At 69.9% G+C, this 16,379-nt stretch carries 13 protein-coding genes and 1 tRNA gene; 3 read left to right on the top strand and 11 right to left on the bottom strand.

Features of this window, described 5'->3' with window-relative positions; translation table 11 throughout:
* Positions 1-41: 41 nt before the first annotated feature.
* From EOW66_RS13915 to EOW66_RS13890, 6 genes are all read right to left on the bottom strand, one after another.
* A complete protein-coding gene (locus tag EOW66_RS13915) occupies positions 42-1,526 on the bottom strand; it encodes an aldehyde dehydrogenase (protein ID WP_206363712.1) in 1,485 nt (494 codons plus the stop codon).
* A complete protein-coding gene (locus EOW66_RS13910; protein WP_128156923.1) occupies positions 1,523-2,200 on the bottom strand; it encodes a DUF1028 domain-containing protein in 678 nt (225 codons plus the stop codon). The genes EOW66_RS13915 and EOW66_RS13910 overlap by 4 nt, the downstream gene beginning before the upstream one ends.
* Positions 2,201-2,279: 79 nt before the next feature.
* Positions 2,280-2,693 carry a RidA family protein gene (locus tag EOW66_RS13905; protein WP_128156922.1) on the bottom strand — a complete coding sequence of 138 codons (414 nt, stop codon included), beginning with the start codon at positions 2,691-2,693 and terminating at the stop codon, positions 2,280-2,282.
* Positions 2,694-2,708: 15 nt separating this feature from the next.
* The gene (locus EOW66_RS13900) at positions 2,709-3,977 is read right to left on the bottom strand and encodes a flavin-containing monooxygenase (RefSeq protein ID WP_128156921.1); all 1,269 of its coding nucleotides are present in this window, start codon (positions 3,975-3,977) and stop codon (positions 2,709-2,711) included.
* Between the two features lie 60 nt (positions 3,978-4,037).
* On the bottom strand, positions 4,038-5,549 hold the full coding sequence (locus tag EOW66_RS13895) for a 4-hydroxyphenylacetate 3-hydroxylase family protein (RefSeq protein ID WP_128156920.1): 1,512 nt from the start codon (positions 5,547-5,549) through the stop codon (positions 4,038-4,040).
* 96 nt (positions 5,550-5,645) lie between these two features.
* Complete coding sequence (locus EOW66_RS13890; RefSeq protein ID WP_128156919.1) at positions 5,646-7,238, bottom strand: GMC family oxidoreductase; 1,593 nt, start codon at positions 7,236-7,238, stop codon at positions 5,646-5,648.
* 334 nt (positions 7,239-7,572) lie between these two features.
* On the opposite strand from EOW66_RS13890, the gene EOW66_RS13885 reads away from it, so the two are divergent.
* Both EOW66_RS13885 and EOW66_RS13880 read left to right on the top strand, forming a co-directional pair.
* Positions 7,573-8,574: an AraC family transcriptional regulator gene (locus EOW66_RS13885; protein WP_128156918.1), complete on the top strand. Its 1,002-nt coding sequence runs from the start codon at positions 7,573-7,575 to the stop codon at positions 8,572-8,574.
* A 106-nt stretch (positions 8,575-8,680) separates the two neighbouring features.
* Positions 8,681-9,874, top strand: a complete 1,194-nt coding sequence (locus tag EOW66_RS13880) for a serine hydrolase domain-containing protein (RefSeq protein ID WP_128156917.1) — start codon at positions 8,681-8,683, stop codon at positions 9,872-9,874.
* 349 nt (positions 9,875-10,223) lie between these two features.
* On the opposite strand, the gene EOW66_RS13875 is transcribed toward EOW66_RS13880, so the two are convergent.
* The 3 genes from EOW66_RS13875 to EOW66_RS13865 form a co-directional block, all read right to left on the bottom strand.
* A tRNA-Ser gene (locus EOW66_RS13875) sits at positions 10,224-10,313 on the bottom strand.
* A 152-nt stretch (positions 10,314-10,465) separates the two neighbouring features.
* Positions 10,466-11,095, bottom strand: coding sequence for an FMN-binding negative transcriptional regulator (locus tag EOW66_RS13870; protein WP_128156916.1), 630 nt, complete (start codon positions 11,093-11,095; stop codon positions 10,466-10,468).
* A 60-nt stretch (positions 11,096-11,155) separates the two neighbouring features.
* Positions 11,156-12,022 carry a LysR family transcriptional regulator gene (locus tag EOW66_RS13865; protein ID WP_128156915.1) on the bottom strand — a complete coding sequence of 289 codons (867 nt, stop codon included), beginning with the start codon at positions 12,020-12,022 and terminating at the stop codon, positions 11,156-11,158.
* 99 nt (positions 12,023-12,121) lie between these two features.
* On the opposite strand from EOW66_RS13865, the gene EOW66_RS13860 reads away from it, so the two are divergent.
* Entirely contained in the window at positions 12,122-13,054 is a 933-nt protein-coding gene (locus EOW66_RS13860; protein ID WP_128156914.1) for a DMT family transporter, read from the top strand.
* Here EOW66_RS13860 and EOW66_RS13855 read toward each other — a convergent pair.
* Positions 13,048-14,019 carry a Csu type fimbrial protein gene (locus EOW66_RS13855; RefSeq protein WP_128156913.1) on the bottom strand — a complete coding sequence of 324 codons (972 nt, stop codon included), beginning with the start codon at positions 14,017-14,019 and terminating at the stop codon, positions 13,048-13,050. The genes EOW66_RS13860 and EOW66_RS13855 overlap by 7 nt on opposite strands.
* Complete coding sequence (locus tag EOW66_RS13850; RefSeq protein WP_164881134.1) at positions 14,016-16,379, bottom strand: fimbria/pilus outer membrane usher protein; 2,364 nt, start codon at positions 16,377-16,379, stop codon at positions 14,016-14,018. The genes EOW66_RS13855 and EOW66_RS13850 overlap by 4 nt, the downstream gene beginning before the upstream one ends.

Below are 16,379 nucleotides of genomic sequence, written 5' to 3'. Positions count from 1 at the left end.
AGGTTTTCCCTAACGCAAGCTGATCCGCCGCGCCCCTGCCGTCAATAGCTGATCCAGACCGTCTTCAGCGCCGAATACTTGTCGAAGGAATGCAGCGACAGGTCACGGCCAAAGCCCGACTGCTTCATGCCGCCGAAGGGCGTCATCGCGCTGAGCGCATCGACGGTGTTGACCGAGACGGTCCCCGCGACCAGCGCATCGGAAACCGCCATCGCCCGGCTCAGATCGCGCGTCCAGACCGAGGCGGCAAGGCCATAGACGGTGTCATTGGCGATCGCGATCGCCTCGGCATCGTCGCGGAAGGTCTGCACGGCGAGCACCGGGCCAAAGATCTCCTCGCGCGCGATGCGGGCGTCGCGCGGCACATCGGCGAAGATCGTGGGCGCAATGAAGGCGTCCGAGCCGCCGATCGTCAGCCGCTCGCCCCCGGTGACAAGACGCGCCGATTGTTTGCCCGAGGCAAGGAAGCCTTCCACCCGCCCGGCGTGGCGGGCATCGACCATCGCCCCCATCGTGGTTTCGGGATCGAGCGGGTTGCCCGGGCGGATCGCCTCGGCCCGCGCCTTCATCCGGGCGATCATCTCCTCGGCGATGCTCTCATGCACCAGCATCCGGGAATTGGCCGAACAGACCTCGCCCTGATTGAAGAAGATGCCGAAGGCGGCCTTGTCGGCGGCGGCATCGAGATCGGCATCGGCAAAGATCAGGTTCGGGCTCTTGCCCCCCGTCTCCAGCCAGACCTGCTTCATGTTGCTCTCGCCGGCGTAGCGCTGGAACATCTTGCCGACCTCGGTCGAGCCGGTGAAGACGAGGCAGTCGACGTCGGGGTGGCGGCCGAGCGCCTGCCCCGCATCCTCGCCAAAGCCCGGCACGACGTTGAGCACGCCATCGGGCAGCCCCGCCTCGGCGGCCAGTTCCGCCAGACGCAGCGCCGAGAGCGGCGATTGCTCGGCGGGCTTCAGCACCACCGAATTGCCGGCCGCAAGCGCGGGGGCGAGCTTCCAGGTCGCCATGTCGAGGGGGAAGTTCCACGGCACCACCGCGCCGATCACCCCAAGCGGCACGCGGCGGATGAGCGCGATATCCCGCCCGCCGGTCGGCGCCACCTCGTCATAAAGCTTGTCGATCGCCTCGGCATACCACTGGAAGAAATGCGCCGAGCCGGGCACATCGACGTTCACCGTCTCGGCAATCGGCTTGCCCATGTCGAGCGTGTCGAGAAGCGCGAATTCCTCGAGGTTCTCGCGCAGCAGGTTCGCCAGACGCAGCAGCACCTCCTTGCGCGCGCCGGGCGTCTGTTTCGACCAGCGGCCATCCTCGAAGGCGCGCCGCGCCGCGCGCACGGCGCGGTCGATGTCCTCCGCCCCGCCGCGCGCGACATCGGTCAGCGCAAGGCCGGTCGCCGGGTTCACGCTTTCGAACCGCGCGCCCGAGGCCGCCGGCACGAAGCCCCCGTCGATCCAGCACTGGTTGCGCAGCATCAGGCTGCCGGCGCGGGCGGTGTAATGGCCAAGGCTTTGCATCATTCGTCTCCGGGCACGCCGTAGGAAGGGGCCGCGGCCGGGTTCAGCGCGCGGGTCACATAGTCATTCGCCTGCGGGGCATAGACCTCCCAGGCGCGGGCGAGCGCCGCAATCGGGCAGCCCTCGTCAAGCCAGTCGATGCGCAGCTCGGCCCAGGGCCAGGCCTGCCGGTCGACGATCAGAAGGCCCGCCGAATGCACCGGCCCCGCCTCGCCGCCAAGCGCGAGCCCCGCCCGCATCGCGGCGATCAGCCGGTCGCCAAGCGGCCCGGTCGCCGCCTCGAAGCCCGCGACCATCGCCGCGGGCACGCCGGCGTCCGCGAGCAGATTGCCCCCCGCGGCACAGTCAACGCCCATGGCCGAGGACCAGAGCCCGAGCGCATTCGGCCCGGAATGGATCGCCGGCGTGCCGCTCGCGCCGATCGCAAGAAGCTGGCGATAGGCGGCAAAGCCATCCGCCGCCACCGCCGCGCCGACCGCAGCAGCAGCGCTCTCGCCCGCCGCGAGCCGGTCGAGCATCAGCGGCCCGAGGCCCGGGTTCGTCACGTTCTGCGTCGCCACCGCCCCCACCCCCGCCCGGGCAAAGGCGCAACGCGCCGCCACCGCGGGCGAGGAGGAGGAAATCGCCATCCCGAATTGCCCACTCTCGGCGCAGCGCGCCACGATCGAAAAGGTCATCTTGCCCGTCCTTTTTCTTGGCCCAAATACTCCGGGGGGCCGAGGCAGCGCCTCGGCGGGGGCAGCGCCCCCTCCCCGCTCAGTCCGGGATCACCGCCGTCGCGTCGATCTCCACGAGCCACGAGGGCCGCGCGAGGCAGGTCACCACGACCCCGGTCGAGACCGGATGCACGCCCCGGATATATTCGCCCATCGTGCGATAGACCGCCTCGCGGTGGCGCACGTCGGTCAGATAGACGGTGACCTTGCACAGATGCTCCATCTTGCCGCCGGCCTCCTCGATCAGCTGGCGGATGTTCTGCATCACCTTGTGGGTCTGCTCGACCGGGTCCATCGAGCCGATGTCCTCGGCGGTGTCGAGATCCTGCGGGCACTGGCCGCGCAGGAACACCGTCGCCCCGCGCGCGACCACGGCCTGACACAGGTCGTTGTCGAGCTTCTGCTCGGGATAGGTGTCCTTGGTGTTGAATTTGCGGATGCGGGTATGGGCCATGTCGGGTCTCCGGAGTCAGGCGGTCTTGGTGACGGGTTCGGCGGCGGGCGCATAGGCAAGATAGCCGCGCTGCTTGGCGATGTGGTCGGCGACGAATTTCGCGTCGTGCCAGCACCCCCAGATGAAGGAGGAGCCGCGGCGGGTCTGCCAGGGCAGGCCGAGGAAATAGATCCCCGCCTCGGTCGAGACGCCACGCGAATGACGCGGCTTGCCGGCCTCGTCGAGCGCCCCCTCGGGCAGCCAGGAATAGTCCGAGCTGAAGCCGGTCGCCCAGAGGATCGTGGTGATCCCGGCCTCGGCCAGATCGAGCGCGAGGATCGGGTCGGTCATGCAGGCGGGATCGGCACCGATCACGCGGGCCTGCGGCTCCTCGGGCAGATCGAGCCCGTTGCGCGCGACATAGGCGTCGGCCGCGTCGAGAAGCGAGAGATAATTCGCGTCCCCGCCCGCGACGTTCTTCGCGAGATCCGGTGCGAACCGCATCGTGCCCGCGTCAAACCCCTCGGTCCGGCCAAGCAGAACCATCCCCCGCGCCGCGAGCTTGCGGAAATCGACGGTCTGGCCGCCATGCGCGCCGCTCACCGCGATCGTGGTATGTTCCGACGCTGGGTTCGCATCGGCGTCCCAGAGGTTCAGCACGCCCAGCCACCAGACGAAATCGCGGCCACGATAGCTGCGCGGCGGGCGGTCATGCGGGCCGACCGACAGATAGACCTTGCGCCCCGCGGCGAGCAGCTCGTCGGCGATCTGCACGCCCGAGGAGCCGGCGCCGACGACCAGCACCGCACCCGGCGCGATCTGGCCCGGGTTGCGGTAGTCGCTTGAATGGATCTGCGCGATGCCAGCCGAGGCGGGCACCATCGGCGGGATCGAGGGCGTCTGGAAGGCGCCGGTGGCGGCGATCACATACTCCGCCTCGATCACGCCGGTCGCGGTCTCGACGCGGAACCCGGGGCGGCCTTCGAGGCGGGCAACCCCGGTCACCTCGACGTCGCAGCGTACCGGCGCGGCGATCTGGCTCGCGTAGGCCTCCATGTAATCGGCGACCGCATCCTTCGCCACGAAGGCGTCGGGGTCGGCGTCGAATTCAAGCGTCGGGAAGCGGTCGTGCCAGGCGGGGCCATTCGCGACAAGCGAATCCCAGCGCGCGCTGCGCCAGCGCTCGGCGATCCGGCTGCGTTCGAGCACGAGATGGGGAATGCCTGCGCGGCCCAGATGCTCGCTCGCGGCAAGGCCGGCCTGTCCGGCGCCGACGACGAGGGCTTCGATCTTTTCAACTGACATCGTTCAGTCCTTTCGGTGAAATCCGGGGGAGCGCCCGCAGGCGCATGAAACAAGGGGGGCTCAGGGGCCCGCGCGTTCGGTGGCGAACCAGCGGCTCGCCGGGCTGTCGGCGCAGGTCCGCGTCGCCGTGCCCATCACCCGCTCGCTCAGCCCCGCGGCCTGGCGCACGCAGTCGAGCGGGCCGTCCCAGTCGAAGTTGCGATAGACAGCGGCAAGATGGGCGAAGGGCGGCGATTGCGCGAAAAGCTCGAAGGTCAGCCGGTGGCCGGCATAGTCGGAATTGAGCAGATCGCGGGCGAAGGCCAGCAGCTTGCGGCGGTCCTCGGCCTGCCATTCGTCATTGATACCATAGAACTTTTCGAGCCAAGGCGCGGTCTCGGGCGCGCGGAAGGCGGCGACATCGGGGGTCAGGCCGATCTGCCCGCCGCACAGCTCGCGCGCCAGATGCATCATCGCCGCCATCTGCCCCGCGGCAAAGACGCGGCCCGCATAGATCAGCGACTGGTTCGGCATCATCAGCCCGGCGGGCGAGCGTTCGGCCATCGCGATCGCCGAGGTCAGATGCGCGTCGATCCCCTCGCGCCAGCAGGCGAGCTGCGCGAGCTTTTCCTGCACGCCTTGCAGCCGGTCGAGCCCGGTCTGGCGCAGGTTGAAGAGCGCGGCGCCGATCAGCATGTCGGCGAATTTCAGGCTGCGCTGCACGAAGGCGAAGGCGGAATAGCGGTGCAGCGTGGCCCGCATCGCCATCGCCGAAGCGACATGGCGATGGAAAAGCACGTTCTCCCAGGGGATCAGCACATCATCAAAAATCACCAGCGCCTCGATCTCGTCGAAGCGGTTCGAGAGCGGGTAATCCTCGGCCGGCGCCCGACCGGCAAAGCCGGTGCGGCAGATGAATTTCAGCCCGGGCGTGCCGAGATCGCAGATGAAGCCCACCGCATAGGGCGAAAGCGCCCCCTCCCCCCAGGTCGCGATCGTCGGCTTGGTGAAGGCCTGGTTCGCATAGGCCGCTGCGGTCTCGAACTTCGCACCGCGCACGACGAGGCCGGCGTCGGTCTCGCGCACCACATGGAGGAGCATGTCCGGGTCCTGCTCGGCTGGCGTTTTCGAGCGGTCGCCCTTCGGATCGGTATTGGCCGAAACGTGGAACGGGTCGGCACGCACCACGCGCGCGATATGGGCGGCGATGTTCGGCGCGAATTGCGGGTCGATCTCGTTCAGCGTCGCCGCACAATCATAAAGCGACCACATCTCGCCCACGGTCTCGTCGCCCACCCGCGTCACCACGCCGCCGACGGCATCCAGCACCGCCTCGGTCGCGCGCCGCTTCGCCCACCAGTCCGACTGGCTGAAGGGCAGCGCATTGGCCTGCGCGTTCACCTCGCCCTCGCCGCGCACGGTCATCAGGGCCGCGGTCTCGGGCGCATGCGCCATGTCGAAGATCCGCGCGCGGATGTCGACCAGGGGCTTGAACATCGGATGGGTGGTCACGTCGGCGACACGCTCGCCATTGACGTGGATCTCGCGCCCGTCCCGGATCGACTCCCTGTAGTCAGTGCCTGTGCGGATCATCGGGGAAAACTCTGGTTCATCGCCTTGTAGGAAGAGGGTGACGCAGGATTGGCTGAGGAAAAAGAAATTCCTGCGTCACCACGGCTTAGGATCAGCCTAAGCCGTAAGCACCATGCGGGCACAGCGCTCGCCGATCATCATCGAGGGCACGTTGGTGTTCCCGCCAATCAGCGTCGGCATCACCGAGGCGTCCGCCACGCGCAGCCCCTCGATCCCGCGCACCTTCAGCGTCGCCGGATCGGTGACGGCGAGGGCATCGGTGCCCATCTTGCAGGTGCCGACGGGGTGATAGACGGTGAGCGCTTCGGCGCGCAGATAGGCCTCGATCTCGGCATCGCTCTGCACCTTCGGCCCGGGCAGCATCTCGGGGCCGCGGACCTCATCGAAGGCACTGTCGGCAAAGATCGCCCGGGCGATCTTGATGCCTTCGACCAGCGTCGCGGCATCATGCGGATCGGTGAAGAAGCGGTGGTCGATCTCGGCGCCGCCGTCCTTCGCGAGCCGGATCTCGCCCACCGATTTCGGCCGCAGCACGCAGGTATGGACCGCATAGCCATGACCATATTCGACGAGCCACCCGCGGTGGCTGCGATAGCCCGGCACGAAGTGGAACTGGATATCGGGCTCGGATCCGGCGAATTTCGTGCGCGCGAAACCGCCCGCCTCGACGTAATTCGTGCTCAGCATCCCCTTGCGCGCAAAGAGATATCTGAACGGCGCGGCGATCATCGCCGGCAGGTTGGCGAGCGACAGGCCGAGCGTCTTGGTCGAGCGTGAGCGCACAGTGATCATGCCGTCGATGTGGTCGCGCAGGTTCTGGCCGACGCCCGGCAGATCGTGCTGCACCGCCACCCCGGCCGCCTGCAGCATCGCCGCCGGCCCGATGCCCGAGCGCATCAGGATCGTCGGCGAGCCGATCGCGCCCGCGCTCAGGATCACCTCGCGCCGCGCGCGCAGCACCCGCCGCCCGCCCGCGTTGCTCACCTCGACCCCGCTCGCGCGTGTGCCCTCGAGCAGCACGCGATGCGTCTCGGTGCCGGTCAGAACGGTCAGGTTCGCCCGCCCCAGCACCGGTTTCAGAAAGGCGCGGAAGGAGGACCAGCGCGTGCCGTTCTTCTGGGTGACATTGTAGACGCCGAGCCCTTCCTGCGTGCCGGCGTTGAAATCGGTGTTCTCGCGCAGCCCCACGGCGCGGCCCGCGGCGATGAACATCCGGTCGAGCACGTTCGGATCGCGCGCGGCGCTGACGAACAGCTCGCCCTTGCTGCCGTGCCACGCCGGCAACTGGCCGAGCTGATTGTTCTCGAGCGACTTGAACACCGGCAGCACGTCGTCCCAGCCCCAGCCGGCGCAGCCAAGATCGCGCCATGCGTCATAGTCCGAACAGGCGCCACGGATGAAGACCATCGAGTTGATGGTGGAGGAGCCGCCAAGCGCCTTGCCGCGGTTCACCGGGATGCGGCGGTTCATCAGCTCGGGCTGCGGCGTGCCGGTGAAGGCGTAATCGTATTTCGGATTGCCGTAGAGCGACAGGATCCCCGCCGGCACGGTGACGTTCGGCGCGCTTTCCGTCCCGCCGCCTTCGATCACGCAGACCGTCGCGCGGCCCCCGGCCGAGAGCCGGTTCGCCAGCACGCAGCCCGCCGAGCCTGCGCCCACGATGATGTAATCGAACTCGGTTGCGGTCATGTCCCGGTCTCCTGCTTGCCTCCCGGCGACCATGACCGGCGATCGGGTGAGGCTGCAGAAGCATTTTCCTAGGCTTGGCTTAGGAGAAACCAAAGCACGACGCCCCGCCCCGTAAGCCACTGATTTTGCACGGCGCGCCAGGAGGGGCGGATTTCCCCTGCGACGGCCGCCGGCGCGGAGTGGCGCCGGAATGGGCATGGCGCCGCGCGAACGGGCGGTGCGCAAACCCGCACGGCCTACGACCAAGGTCGCAGATCCCCGCCTGCGGAGTTTGCCCACGCCACCGCCCCGCCGTGCTAGCATGGCGCTCACAGCAGAGCGCGGGGAGGGCGTCATGTTGGAGGAGGCCTTGCTCGTCGATGCGTCCGGCGCAGCGATCCGCCATGACCGGCGGACGCGGTCAACCGACTGGGAGGAGGTGCAGGCGTTTTGCAAGACGGCCTACATGCCCTATCGGGTGCGGCCGCTCGACCGGCGCGCGCGGCCCGATGCGACGATGATCTCGGCGCCGGCCGGCCGCGTGCTGCTGACCCGGTTTTCCTATGGCACCGGCATCCATCTCGACCGGTTCGCCCCCGAGGCCGGCAATATCCTCGTGCTGACCACGCTGCGCGGTGCGCTGCGCCACCAGAGCGGGGCCACACCCGCCACCACCGGCCCGGGCGAAAGCTTCGTCGTCGATTGCGCGCGCACCGACTACTGGCTCGATGGCGATGACGACCACATGCAGCTGAACCTGACGCTGCCGCACCGGCTGATGGAGGAGACCGCCGCGCGCTGGTTCGGCTTCGTGCCCGACGACGCGCTCTGGACGCGCCGGGTGAAGATCGGCGGGCGGGACTCGGCCTGGCTGCGGCTGCTCGATTACGCCGCGCGCACGCTTGGCGGCACGCTGCCCGGCACCGAGGTGATCGGGCGCCACCTCGAGGAGATGCTCTGCCTCGAGCTGCTGCGCGAATGGGCGGGGCAAACCGGCCTGCGGCTTGAGGATGGCGCCCGCGCCGCCGCCCCTTTCTACGTGCGCCGCGCCGAGGAAATGCTGACCGCCGAGGCCCGCGACCCGCTGACGATCGGCACCGTGGCGGCGCGGCTCGGGGTCTCGGCGCGCACGCTTTCGGAAGGGTTCCGCCGCTTTCGCGGGATCTCGCCGCGCGAATTTCTGGCCGCGCGCCGGCTCGAGGGACTGCATGCCGAGCTGGCCTCGGCGCCGCCCGAGCGCTCGATCGGCGAGATCGCGAGCGGCTGGGGCTTCGTCAATTTCGGCGCGCTGGCCGGGCAGTATCGCCGCCGCTTCGGCGAGCTGCCGTCGCAGACCCGGGCGCGCCGGCGGCTTTGACCGGCGGCATTTGCCTTCCGAAACCGGACAGCGCCCGCCCAAACCGGACAGACCGCGCCCCCGCACCATGGCAGGCTGCGGGCCACGAAAGCTCAGGGAGGACGACATGAAGGATCTGAAGACCGCCTGCGATGCGGTGCTGCACGGCGTGACCGCGGGCCCGGCCCGGGTGCCGGGCGTGGTGGCGATGGTCACCGACCGCGACGGCACCCTCTATTCCGGGGCGGCGGGGGAGCGCCGGCTCGGTGGCACGCCGATGGACGAGGACACGGTCTTCGCCATCTTCTCGACCACCAAGGCGATCGCCGGCACCGCGGCGCTGCAATGTGTCGAGGACGGGCTTCTCGACCTGGACGCGCCGGCCAGGACCTATGCCCCGGCGCTTGGCCGGCTGCAGGTGATCGAGGGCTTCGACGCCGACGGCACGCCGCGGCTGCGCGCGCCGAAGACCGACGTCACCACGCGCCAGCTGCTGCTGCACACCGGCGGCTTCGGCTATGACTTCTTCAACGCGACCTATCGGCGGCTCGCCGAGGAGCAGGGCCAGCCCTCGGTGGTCACCGCCTCGCGCGCCTGCATCGAGACGCCGCTGCTGTTCGATCCCGGCACGCGGTGGGAATACGGCACCAACATCGACTGGGCGGGGCAGGTGGTCGAGGGGATCCGCGGCAAAAGCCTTGGCGCGGTGATGCGCGAGCGCATCTTCGACCGGCTCGGGATGGAGGAGATCGCCTTCACCCGCACCCCGGCGATGAAGACCCGCACCGCGATCATCCATGCCCGCGGCGCCGACGGCGCGCTGACGCCGATGGACGAGTTCTTCCTGCCCGACGATCCCGAGGTCGAGATGGGTGGCCACGGGCTTTATGCGACGATCCCGGAGTACATGAAGTTCATCCGGATGTGGCTGAACGACGGCGACGGCCCGAACGGCCGCGTGCTGCGCCCGGAAACCGTCGGCTGGGCGGTGCGGAACGGGCTGCAGGCGCATCAGAAGGTGGGGATGCTGCCCGGCGTGATCCCCGAGCTCTCGAATGATGCCGAATTCTTCCCGGGGCTGAAGAAGGGCTGGTCCTACACCTTCATGACCAACGAGGAAGAGGCGCCGACGGGCCGGCCCGCCGGGTCGATCGGCTGGGCGGGGCTGGCCAACAGCTTCTTCTGGATCGACCGGCAGACCGGCGTCGGCGGCTATTGGGCGACGCAGATCCTGCCCTTCGGCGACCCCATCTCCTTCACCGGCTATCTCGATTTCGAGGGCGCGGTCTATCGCGCGATGGCGGCCGGCAAGGCTGCCTGAACCGGGCCCAAAGATCGCGGGGAGCGGACACCGCGCCCCGCCCGTTTGCCGCCCGAGAAGAGGGCCTGAGCGGGCCGCCCCCTTTCGAGGCGCCGCCGGACTGGCGGCCGGCGCGCGCGCGGACGTGAACTGCCTGCCGGCGCGGCATACCGATGCTGTCGGAGCGGGGCACATCCACGAAGCCGCGCCGCCCTCGTATTCGTGCGGCGGCGCGTTACCGCCTCGCGTCCATGATCTCTTGCGGTGCTTTGCGGCTGCACATCAACCCGGCCCAGACCGCTCCAGGACAGGGAACGCGACAGCCGCCGGATCGCGAAAAGCTAAGATCGCTCAATGATTTCAGGGTAAGTGGCGGAGACGAAGGGATTCGAACCCTCGAGACCCTTCCGGGCCTGCACCCTTAGCAGGGGTGTGCCTTCGACCACTCGGCCACGTCTCCGCCGACCCGTTTAGCGGCACACCGCACCGTCGGCAAGTCGAAATCGTGCGCGGCCGAAGTGTGGCGTTGCAACGCGGGCCGGCCCTTCCCTGCGCCCCCCGCAAGCCCGAAAGCGGCCGCCCCGGCGCAGGCGCGCGCCAAAGCCTGCCGGCTCACGCGCCCGGGGGCAGGCGGGCCGCCATCGCATCGGCCATGGCGGCGTGGCCGCTGCGGCGCAGGCCGTCGATCGTGCCGAGGTAATCGCGCGCCGCGCGGTTCTGGCTCAGCTTCGCCTTTGCCACCGTCCGCGTCACCGCGATGCGGAAGGCGATGATGCCCGCCAGCATCTGCGCCATGTAATCGGCCGGGGCATCGGCCATGCGCCAGGCCTCCGCGCCGTTCAGGCGCCGCTCGTGGTGGCGCGTCAGCAGCGCGACCGCGGCACGCTTGGCGTGCTCGTCGCGCTGGAAGCGGATCGTGCCGTGGACATGGACCACCTCGTAGTTCCAGGTCGGCACATGCCGGTGATGCTCGGGCTTCGAGGGGTAGAAGCCGGGCGAGACATAGGCGTCCACGCCGCGAAAGGTCGCCAGGACATCGCCGCCGTCGGGGATCAGCCGGTGCATCTCGTTCGCAGCGGCGACATGGCCGATCAGCGCGCCGTCGGGCGCCATCAGCACGGGGATGTGGTTCGCGATCAGCCCGTCCTCGGTCTGCGCCACGATACAGGCAAGCGGCGCCGCCTCGATCATGGCGCGGATGCGCTCGGGGTCAAGCTCCTGAAACTGCGGGGGAACGTACATCGGGCTCTCCGTCTGGCCGGCGGCCCAGCATAGGGCCGTCTTGCCGAGTTGTCGCCCCCGTCAGGCCTGCTCCAACATGCGCCGCTGCGCGGTGATCGCGGCAGCGATCGCATCGGCCACCGCCCGCACCCGGCGCGAGGCAGCGAGATCGGCGTGAATCGCAAGCAGCACCGGACGCTCCATCCGTCCGCCCTGTGGCAGCGTCTCGGCAAGCAGCCTGAGCCCGGCGCGGCGGGCGAGGAAATGCGGCAGCACGCCGACCCCGAGCCCCGCCGCCACCGCCGTCACCTGCGCCTCGAGCGTGTTGACGGCAAAACGGCCGCCCTCCCCCGCCCCGAAGGCGCGCGACCAGGAAAGCGGCGTGCCAAGACTGGCAAGATCGGGCCAGCTCACCTGCCGCACGGGCCGCGCCCCGTTCGCCGGGCCGTAAAGCCCGAAGCCCATCACCGCAAGGCGCCGCACCGTCAGATTGCCGCTCTCCGGCTCGACCATGCGCAGCGCAAGGTCGGCGTCGTGGCGGTGCAGGTTCACCGTCATCGGCGAGAAGCTGATCTCGACATCGAGCCCCGGGTTGGCGGCGAGCAGCGGGGCGAGTGCCGGCACCACGAAGGGCGAGATCAGGCTCTCGATGCTGGCCAGCCGCACAAGGCCGCGGATCGCGACCTGCGCCTCGGCCTCGCGCCGCATCTGCTGGGCGGCAAGCTCTACCGCTTCGGCCCTGGGCAGCAGCGCCGCGCCCTGATCGGTCAGGTCATAGCCCTGCTGGTGGCGCAGGAACAGCGGCAGGCCCACGGCCTGCTCGATCCGCTCGACCCGGCGCGAGATCGTCGCCACCCCGATGCCAAGCTGCCGCGCCGCGCCGGACAGCGTGCCCTCCCGCGCCAGCGCAAGGAAAATCCGGATGTCGTCCCAGTTCAGCCGGTCCATGATCTTTCCGAATTTGAAAAACAGATTTGGAAATCCTGCCATATCCAGTTTCAGAACGGAATGGCAGACAGGGGCATTCCCATCCGAAGGAGATCCGAGATGTCCGTCACCGACCTGGCCGAGAGCCCTCCCCCCGAGATCCGCCGCGCCGAGGGCTCCGCCTTCGCGCTGAGCGCGCTGGCCGCCGTGTTCTGGGGCTCGAATTTCGAAGCGACGCGGATCGTGCTGCACGAGCTGCCGCCCTGGACCGCCGCCGCCGGGCGCTTCGTCTTTGCCGCGCTCGGCATCCTGCTGTGGCTGCGCCTCGCCGAAGGGCCCGGGCTGCAGGCGTTGCGGCGCAATGCGCTGGCCTTCCTCGTGCTGGGCGTGGTCGGGGTCGCGGGCTTCAACGCCGCGCTTTTCCTTGGCATGCAAAGCTCGAGCCCGGTCACCGCGGCGCTGATCATGGGGACAAGCCCGCTGACCACGAACCTGCTCGAGGCGCTGATCGGCGGCCGCTGGCCGAGCCGGCGCGCGCTCTTCGGCATGGCAATCAGCCTCGTCGGCGTGGCGCTGACCGTGGGCGCCTTCAGCGGCGCGCGGTTCGCGTCCGGGGATCTGCTGATCTTCGCCGGCAGCCTTGCCTGGGCGTTTTACACCATCGGCTGCCGCCGCTGGGTGCGCGCGGCAAGCCCGCTCGAGACCTCGGCCTGGACGATGCTTGCCGGGGCCGCGGCGCTGCTGATCGCCGCCTTCACGCTGGAAGACCCGCTGGCGATCGCCGCGACCGCCTCGGCCACCGCCTGGGGGGCGACGCTGTGGATGGCCCTGATCGGCTCGGTGCTGGCCTATCTGTTCTGGCAGGTCGGGATCGCAGTGCGCGGGCCGGCGGCGACCTCGGTACTGTTCAACCTGGTGCCGGTCTCGGCGCTGCTGATCGCCGCGGCCTTCGGCCGGATGCCGCATCTGACACAGGTCGCGGGCGTCGCGGTAGCGATCTTCGGCGTGCTGCTGGCAAGCGGGCGGCTGAGCCTGCGCCCGCGCGCTCAGTAAGTCACGGTCACCACCACCGTGTCGGAATAGGTGCCAGGCGGCGGTGTCGCCTGCGCCGGAACCCGGCCGTAGACGGTGAAGGCCTGTGCCGTGCCCTGCCCCGCACCGGCCTGCGCCAGCCCGTCGGCAAGCGTGCCCCAGTCGAGGCTGCGCGCGGCATCCCGGTAAAGGCGATAGCCCACCGCATCGCCCGCGGTGCTGCGCATCTGCCGGTCGCCCGGGCCGCTGCCGTAAAAGCCGTAGTTCAGCCCGACATCGAAGGCCGAGCCGAGCGTGCAGGTGACGCTGATCGCACTTGTCGCATCGCGCGCGGCACTCAGCACCCCGGTCGTGCCGAAGTCGAGATCGCCTGCAGTGACCAGACAGTCGGGCGGCACTGTGGCCGAGACGGTGAAGCTGAAGCTCGCGCTGCGGTTCACACACAGAAGCAGCAGGTTGCAGGTGCGATAGTCGACCCGCACATCGGTCGGATCGCGACTGAAGACCGAGGCATAGCTGCCGGGCACCACCCCGGCCTGACCGCCCGGCACCCGGCCGTAAATCGGGATGTCGAGGCCGGTCGAGGTCAGCAGACTGAGCAGCGAGGCGCCGCTGAGGGTGATCGGCGCACCGCCGTAACTCCAGTAGTTCGAGCCGAGCACCTGGCTGCGCGCCGCGTCGCGATAGAGCTGATAGTTCAGCGCCGTCGCGGTGGTGCCGCTGACCATCTGCCGCGCACCGGAGCTGGCGCCGCCCAGCCCCTCGCCAACGCTGATCGTGAGGGTGATCGAGGACAGCAGCCCGAGGAAGGTGGAGCAATCGGCATGGATGATGCCGCTGCTGTCGGTGGCGCCACCGCCGAGCACGTCGACCGCGCCGAGCACCACATCGGTCGCCGAAAAGCTGCAGCTCTGCGCCGGTGCGGCGGCGGTGGCGCCAAGCCACAGCAGCAGGGCACTCAGCAGCGCAGCGATCGCGCGTCTCATTGGCACAGCACCCCGCGGATCTCGGGGATCGTGCCGGGCGCATCGGCATAGGGGAACTGTGCGCGGCAGCTCTGCCCGTCGGGATAGCTCACCGCGATCTCGTTCTCGGCGCCAAGGCCAAGCGCATAGACGAGCCCGTCATAGCCCACGAGGATCGGCTCGCCACGGCCATTGACCTGTGCCGCCCCTCCCACCGGCAGCGCCGCGCCGGTGCCATCGACGAGACCGACAAGCGCCCCATGCGCCTCGGTCTCGACGCCGAAATCGACGGTGACGCCGTTGCGATAGGCCGGGCGGACCGAGCGCCGGGTCTCGCCTGTCACCGCGTCGAGCGGCAGGCTCGCAGTGTCGATGGCAAGGCTGTTGCTCTCGTAGGAACGCAGGTCCGGCACCAGCAGACGCCCGCCCGGCCCGGTGCGGCCGACGGCGCGGTTCTCCGCCTCGACCGCGACGCCCGGCGCGCCGGCATCGACCACGGCGAAGGCATCGTCGATCCGGCGCGACAGGAACAGCCCGCCCCCCGCCACGACCAGCGCCCCCTCGAGCCGCAGCCCGGCGCCCGAGCTTTCGCCATAGCGACGCAGCGCCACCTCGGCGCGGCCGAGCCGGCCGGTGCGCGCCAGCCGCGCATCGGCGAGCGCGCCGCCATCGCTGTGACCAAGCTGTCCGCGCCAGTCCCAGCCCTCTTCGCGCACGCCGCTGCGGCCCGAGGCATAAAGGGTGCTGCGCTGCGCGCCGCCGCGGCTTTCGGTATTCGCCCCGGCGCTGCCGCGCCGCCCGAAGGGCAGCGACAGGCCAAGCCCGACCACGGTGTCGGCGCCGCCGCCCTGCACCGAATAGGCCGAAAGGTTCAGCGAACCCTCGGCAAGGATCGGCCGGCTGTAGCTGAGCCCGAAGCTGCGCTCGGCGCTGCCGTCGGTGCGGCCGAGATCGGCGGCGAAAAGGCTCATGCTCGCCCCGCCGGCGATGGTGAGCGGCACCGAGAGCGCAACCTGTCCCAGCTGGCGCAGCGGCGCCGAGCTGACGCTCCCGGCCACCGTTTCGGCCTCGGTTTCGGCACTGACCGAGGCAATGTCGTCGAACTGCCCCCAGCTGCGCTGGAACCGGCCCGAAAGCTGCACCCGGCCAAGCTGGAACCGCCCCGAAACCTCGGCAAGGCGGCCGTGATCGGTGGCGGTGCGGCTGTCGGCGAAGGTCAGCCCCGCGGTGCCGCGCGTGCCGATGCGGAAGGTGGCGCCGAGCCCCGCAAGCTGCAGCCCCTCGCCCGCCTCGCCGTGAAACTGCAGCGTGACCGCATCGCTCAGCCCGTAGCGCAGCGAGGCGACGCCATATTGCCCCGCGCCATAGCGGTCCTCGCCGGTGCCAAGCCCGAGCCGCGGCCGGCCGAGCGCCAGCGCGTAATCGAGCGTGCCGCGGCGCAGCAGCTCATCCGAGACGAGGAAGGGCAGCGCCACCTGCACCTCGTGGCCGGTGACGTCGCGCAGCACCACGGTCGCGAGCCCCGAGCCCGTCGGCAGCGGCAGATCGGAAATCGAGAACGGCCCCGCCGGCACGTCGGCGGCATAGGTGCGGATCGAGCCGGAATAGACCTCGACCGTCGAGGGCACCTCGGCGCTGCCGGAATAGGAGGGCAAGGGCAGCGTCACGAGGTCGGGGCGCAGCGCGAAATTGCGCTCGATCATCACCCCGCCAAGGCGCACCGGGCGCGACCAGCCCGGGCCGCGGCTGGTGACATCCCCGAATTGCAGCTGCGCGGCGCAGCCCGGAAAGGCCGAGCGCCAGAAGGTCTCGAGCCGGCGATAGGCGGTTCCCGCGCCGGCGTCGCCGGTCAGCACGAAACCGTGGCTGATCGCCCCGAAGGGCGAGAAGAGGCGGGCATCGAAGGTGCCGGACTGACTGCTGTCGCGGCCTCCGCCCCCGCCATAGGTCTCGACGTCGAGCAGGTAGTTCAGCACGAGCCCGGTGCCGGTATCGACCGGGGCCGGCCCTTCCTCCGCAGCCAGCGGGTCGGGCGCGCGGGCGCTGAGGGCGCGTGCGGCGCGCGCGGCGGGCGCGGCCTCGAAACGGATCGTCTGCGCCGCCTCGTCGAGCGTCCAGTCGAGCCCGGGCAGCGCATCGAGCGGCACGAGGCCGCTGCGCGCCACCGGATCGGGCAGGATGCCGCTGTCACGCAGCTCTCCGGCCTCGGCGCACAGCGTGCCGTCGGCGCCCTCGCGGAACTCCGAGATCAGGTTCATCGGCGCGCCGTTGACGAAAACCTCGAGAAACAGCGCGCGGGCGGAGGCATCGGCGCAGGCCGCCTCCTCGGCGCGCGCCGGGGCAGCAAGGGTCAGGGCAGCCAGGGACAGGAGCAGATGCAC

The sequence above is a fragment of the Paenirhodobacter huangdaonensis genome, from assembly GCF_004022465.1.
Lineage (GTDB): Bacteria > Pseudomonadota > Alphaproteobacteria > Rhodobacterales > Rhodobacteraceae > Rhodobacter > Rhodobacter huangdaonensis.
Note: the sequence above shows the minus strand (reverse complement) of the source record. Positions and strands in the feature narration are given on the sequence as shown.

What these genes read in the sequence shown, in the direction of transcription:
- EOW66_RS13915 (WP_206363712.1), bottom strand. Translation starts at nt 1,526, where the DNA reads ATGATGCAAAGCCTTGGCCATTACACCGCCCGCGCCGGCAGCCTGATG.
- EOW66_RS13910 (WP_128156923.1), bottom strand. Translation starts at nt 2,200, where the DNA reads ATGACCTTTTCGATCGTGGCGCGCTGCGCCGAGAGTGGGCAATTCGGG.
- EOW66_RS13905 (WP_128156922.1), bottom strand. Translation starts at nt 2,693, where the DNA reads ATGGCCCATACCCGCATCCGCAAATTCAACACCAAGGACACCTATCCC.
- EOW66_RS13900 (WP_128156921.1), bottom strand. Translation starts at nt 3,977, where the DNA reads ATGTCAGTTGAAAAGATCGAAGCCCTCGTCGTCGGCGCCGGACAGGCC.
- EOW66_RS13895 (WP_128156920.1), bottom strand. Translation starts at nt 5,549, where the DNA reads ATGATCCGCACAGGCACTGACTACAGGGAGTCGATCCGGGACGGGCGC.
- EOW66_RS13890 (WP_128156919.1), bottom strand. Translation starts at nt 7,238, where the DNA reads ATGACCGCAACCGAGTTCGATTACATCATCGTGGGCGCAGGCTCGGCG.
- EOW66_RS13885 (WP_128156918.1), top strand. Translation starts at nt 7,573, where the DNA reads ATGTTGGAGGAGGCCTTGCTCGTCGATGCGTCCGGCGCAGCGATCCGC.
- EOW66_RS13880 (WP_128156917.1), top strand. Translation starts at nt 8,681, where the DNA reads ATGAAGGATCTGAAGACCGCCTGCGATGCGGTGCTGCACGGCGTGACC.
- EOW66_RS13870 (WP_128156916.1), bottom strand. Translation starts at nt 11,095, where the DNA reads ATGTACGTTCCCCCGCAGTTTCAGGAGCTTGACCCCGAGCGCATCCGC.
- EOW66_RS13865 (WP_128156915.1), bottom strand. Translation starts at nt 12,022, where the DNA reads ATGGACCGGCTGAACTGGGACGACATCCGGATTTTCCTTGCGCTGGCG.
- EOW66_RS13860 (WP_128156914.1), top strand. Translation starts at nt 12,122, where the DNA reads ATGTCCGTCACCGACCTGGCCGAGAGCCCTCCCCCCGAGATCCGCCGC.
- EOW66_RS13855 (WP_128156913.1), bottom strand. Translation starts at nt 14,019, where the DNA reads ATGAGACGCGCGATCGCTGCGCTGCTGAGTGCCCTGCTGCTGTGGCTT.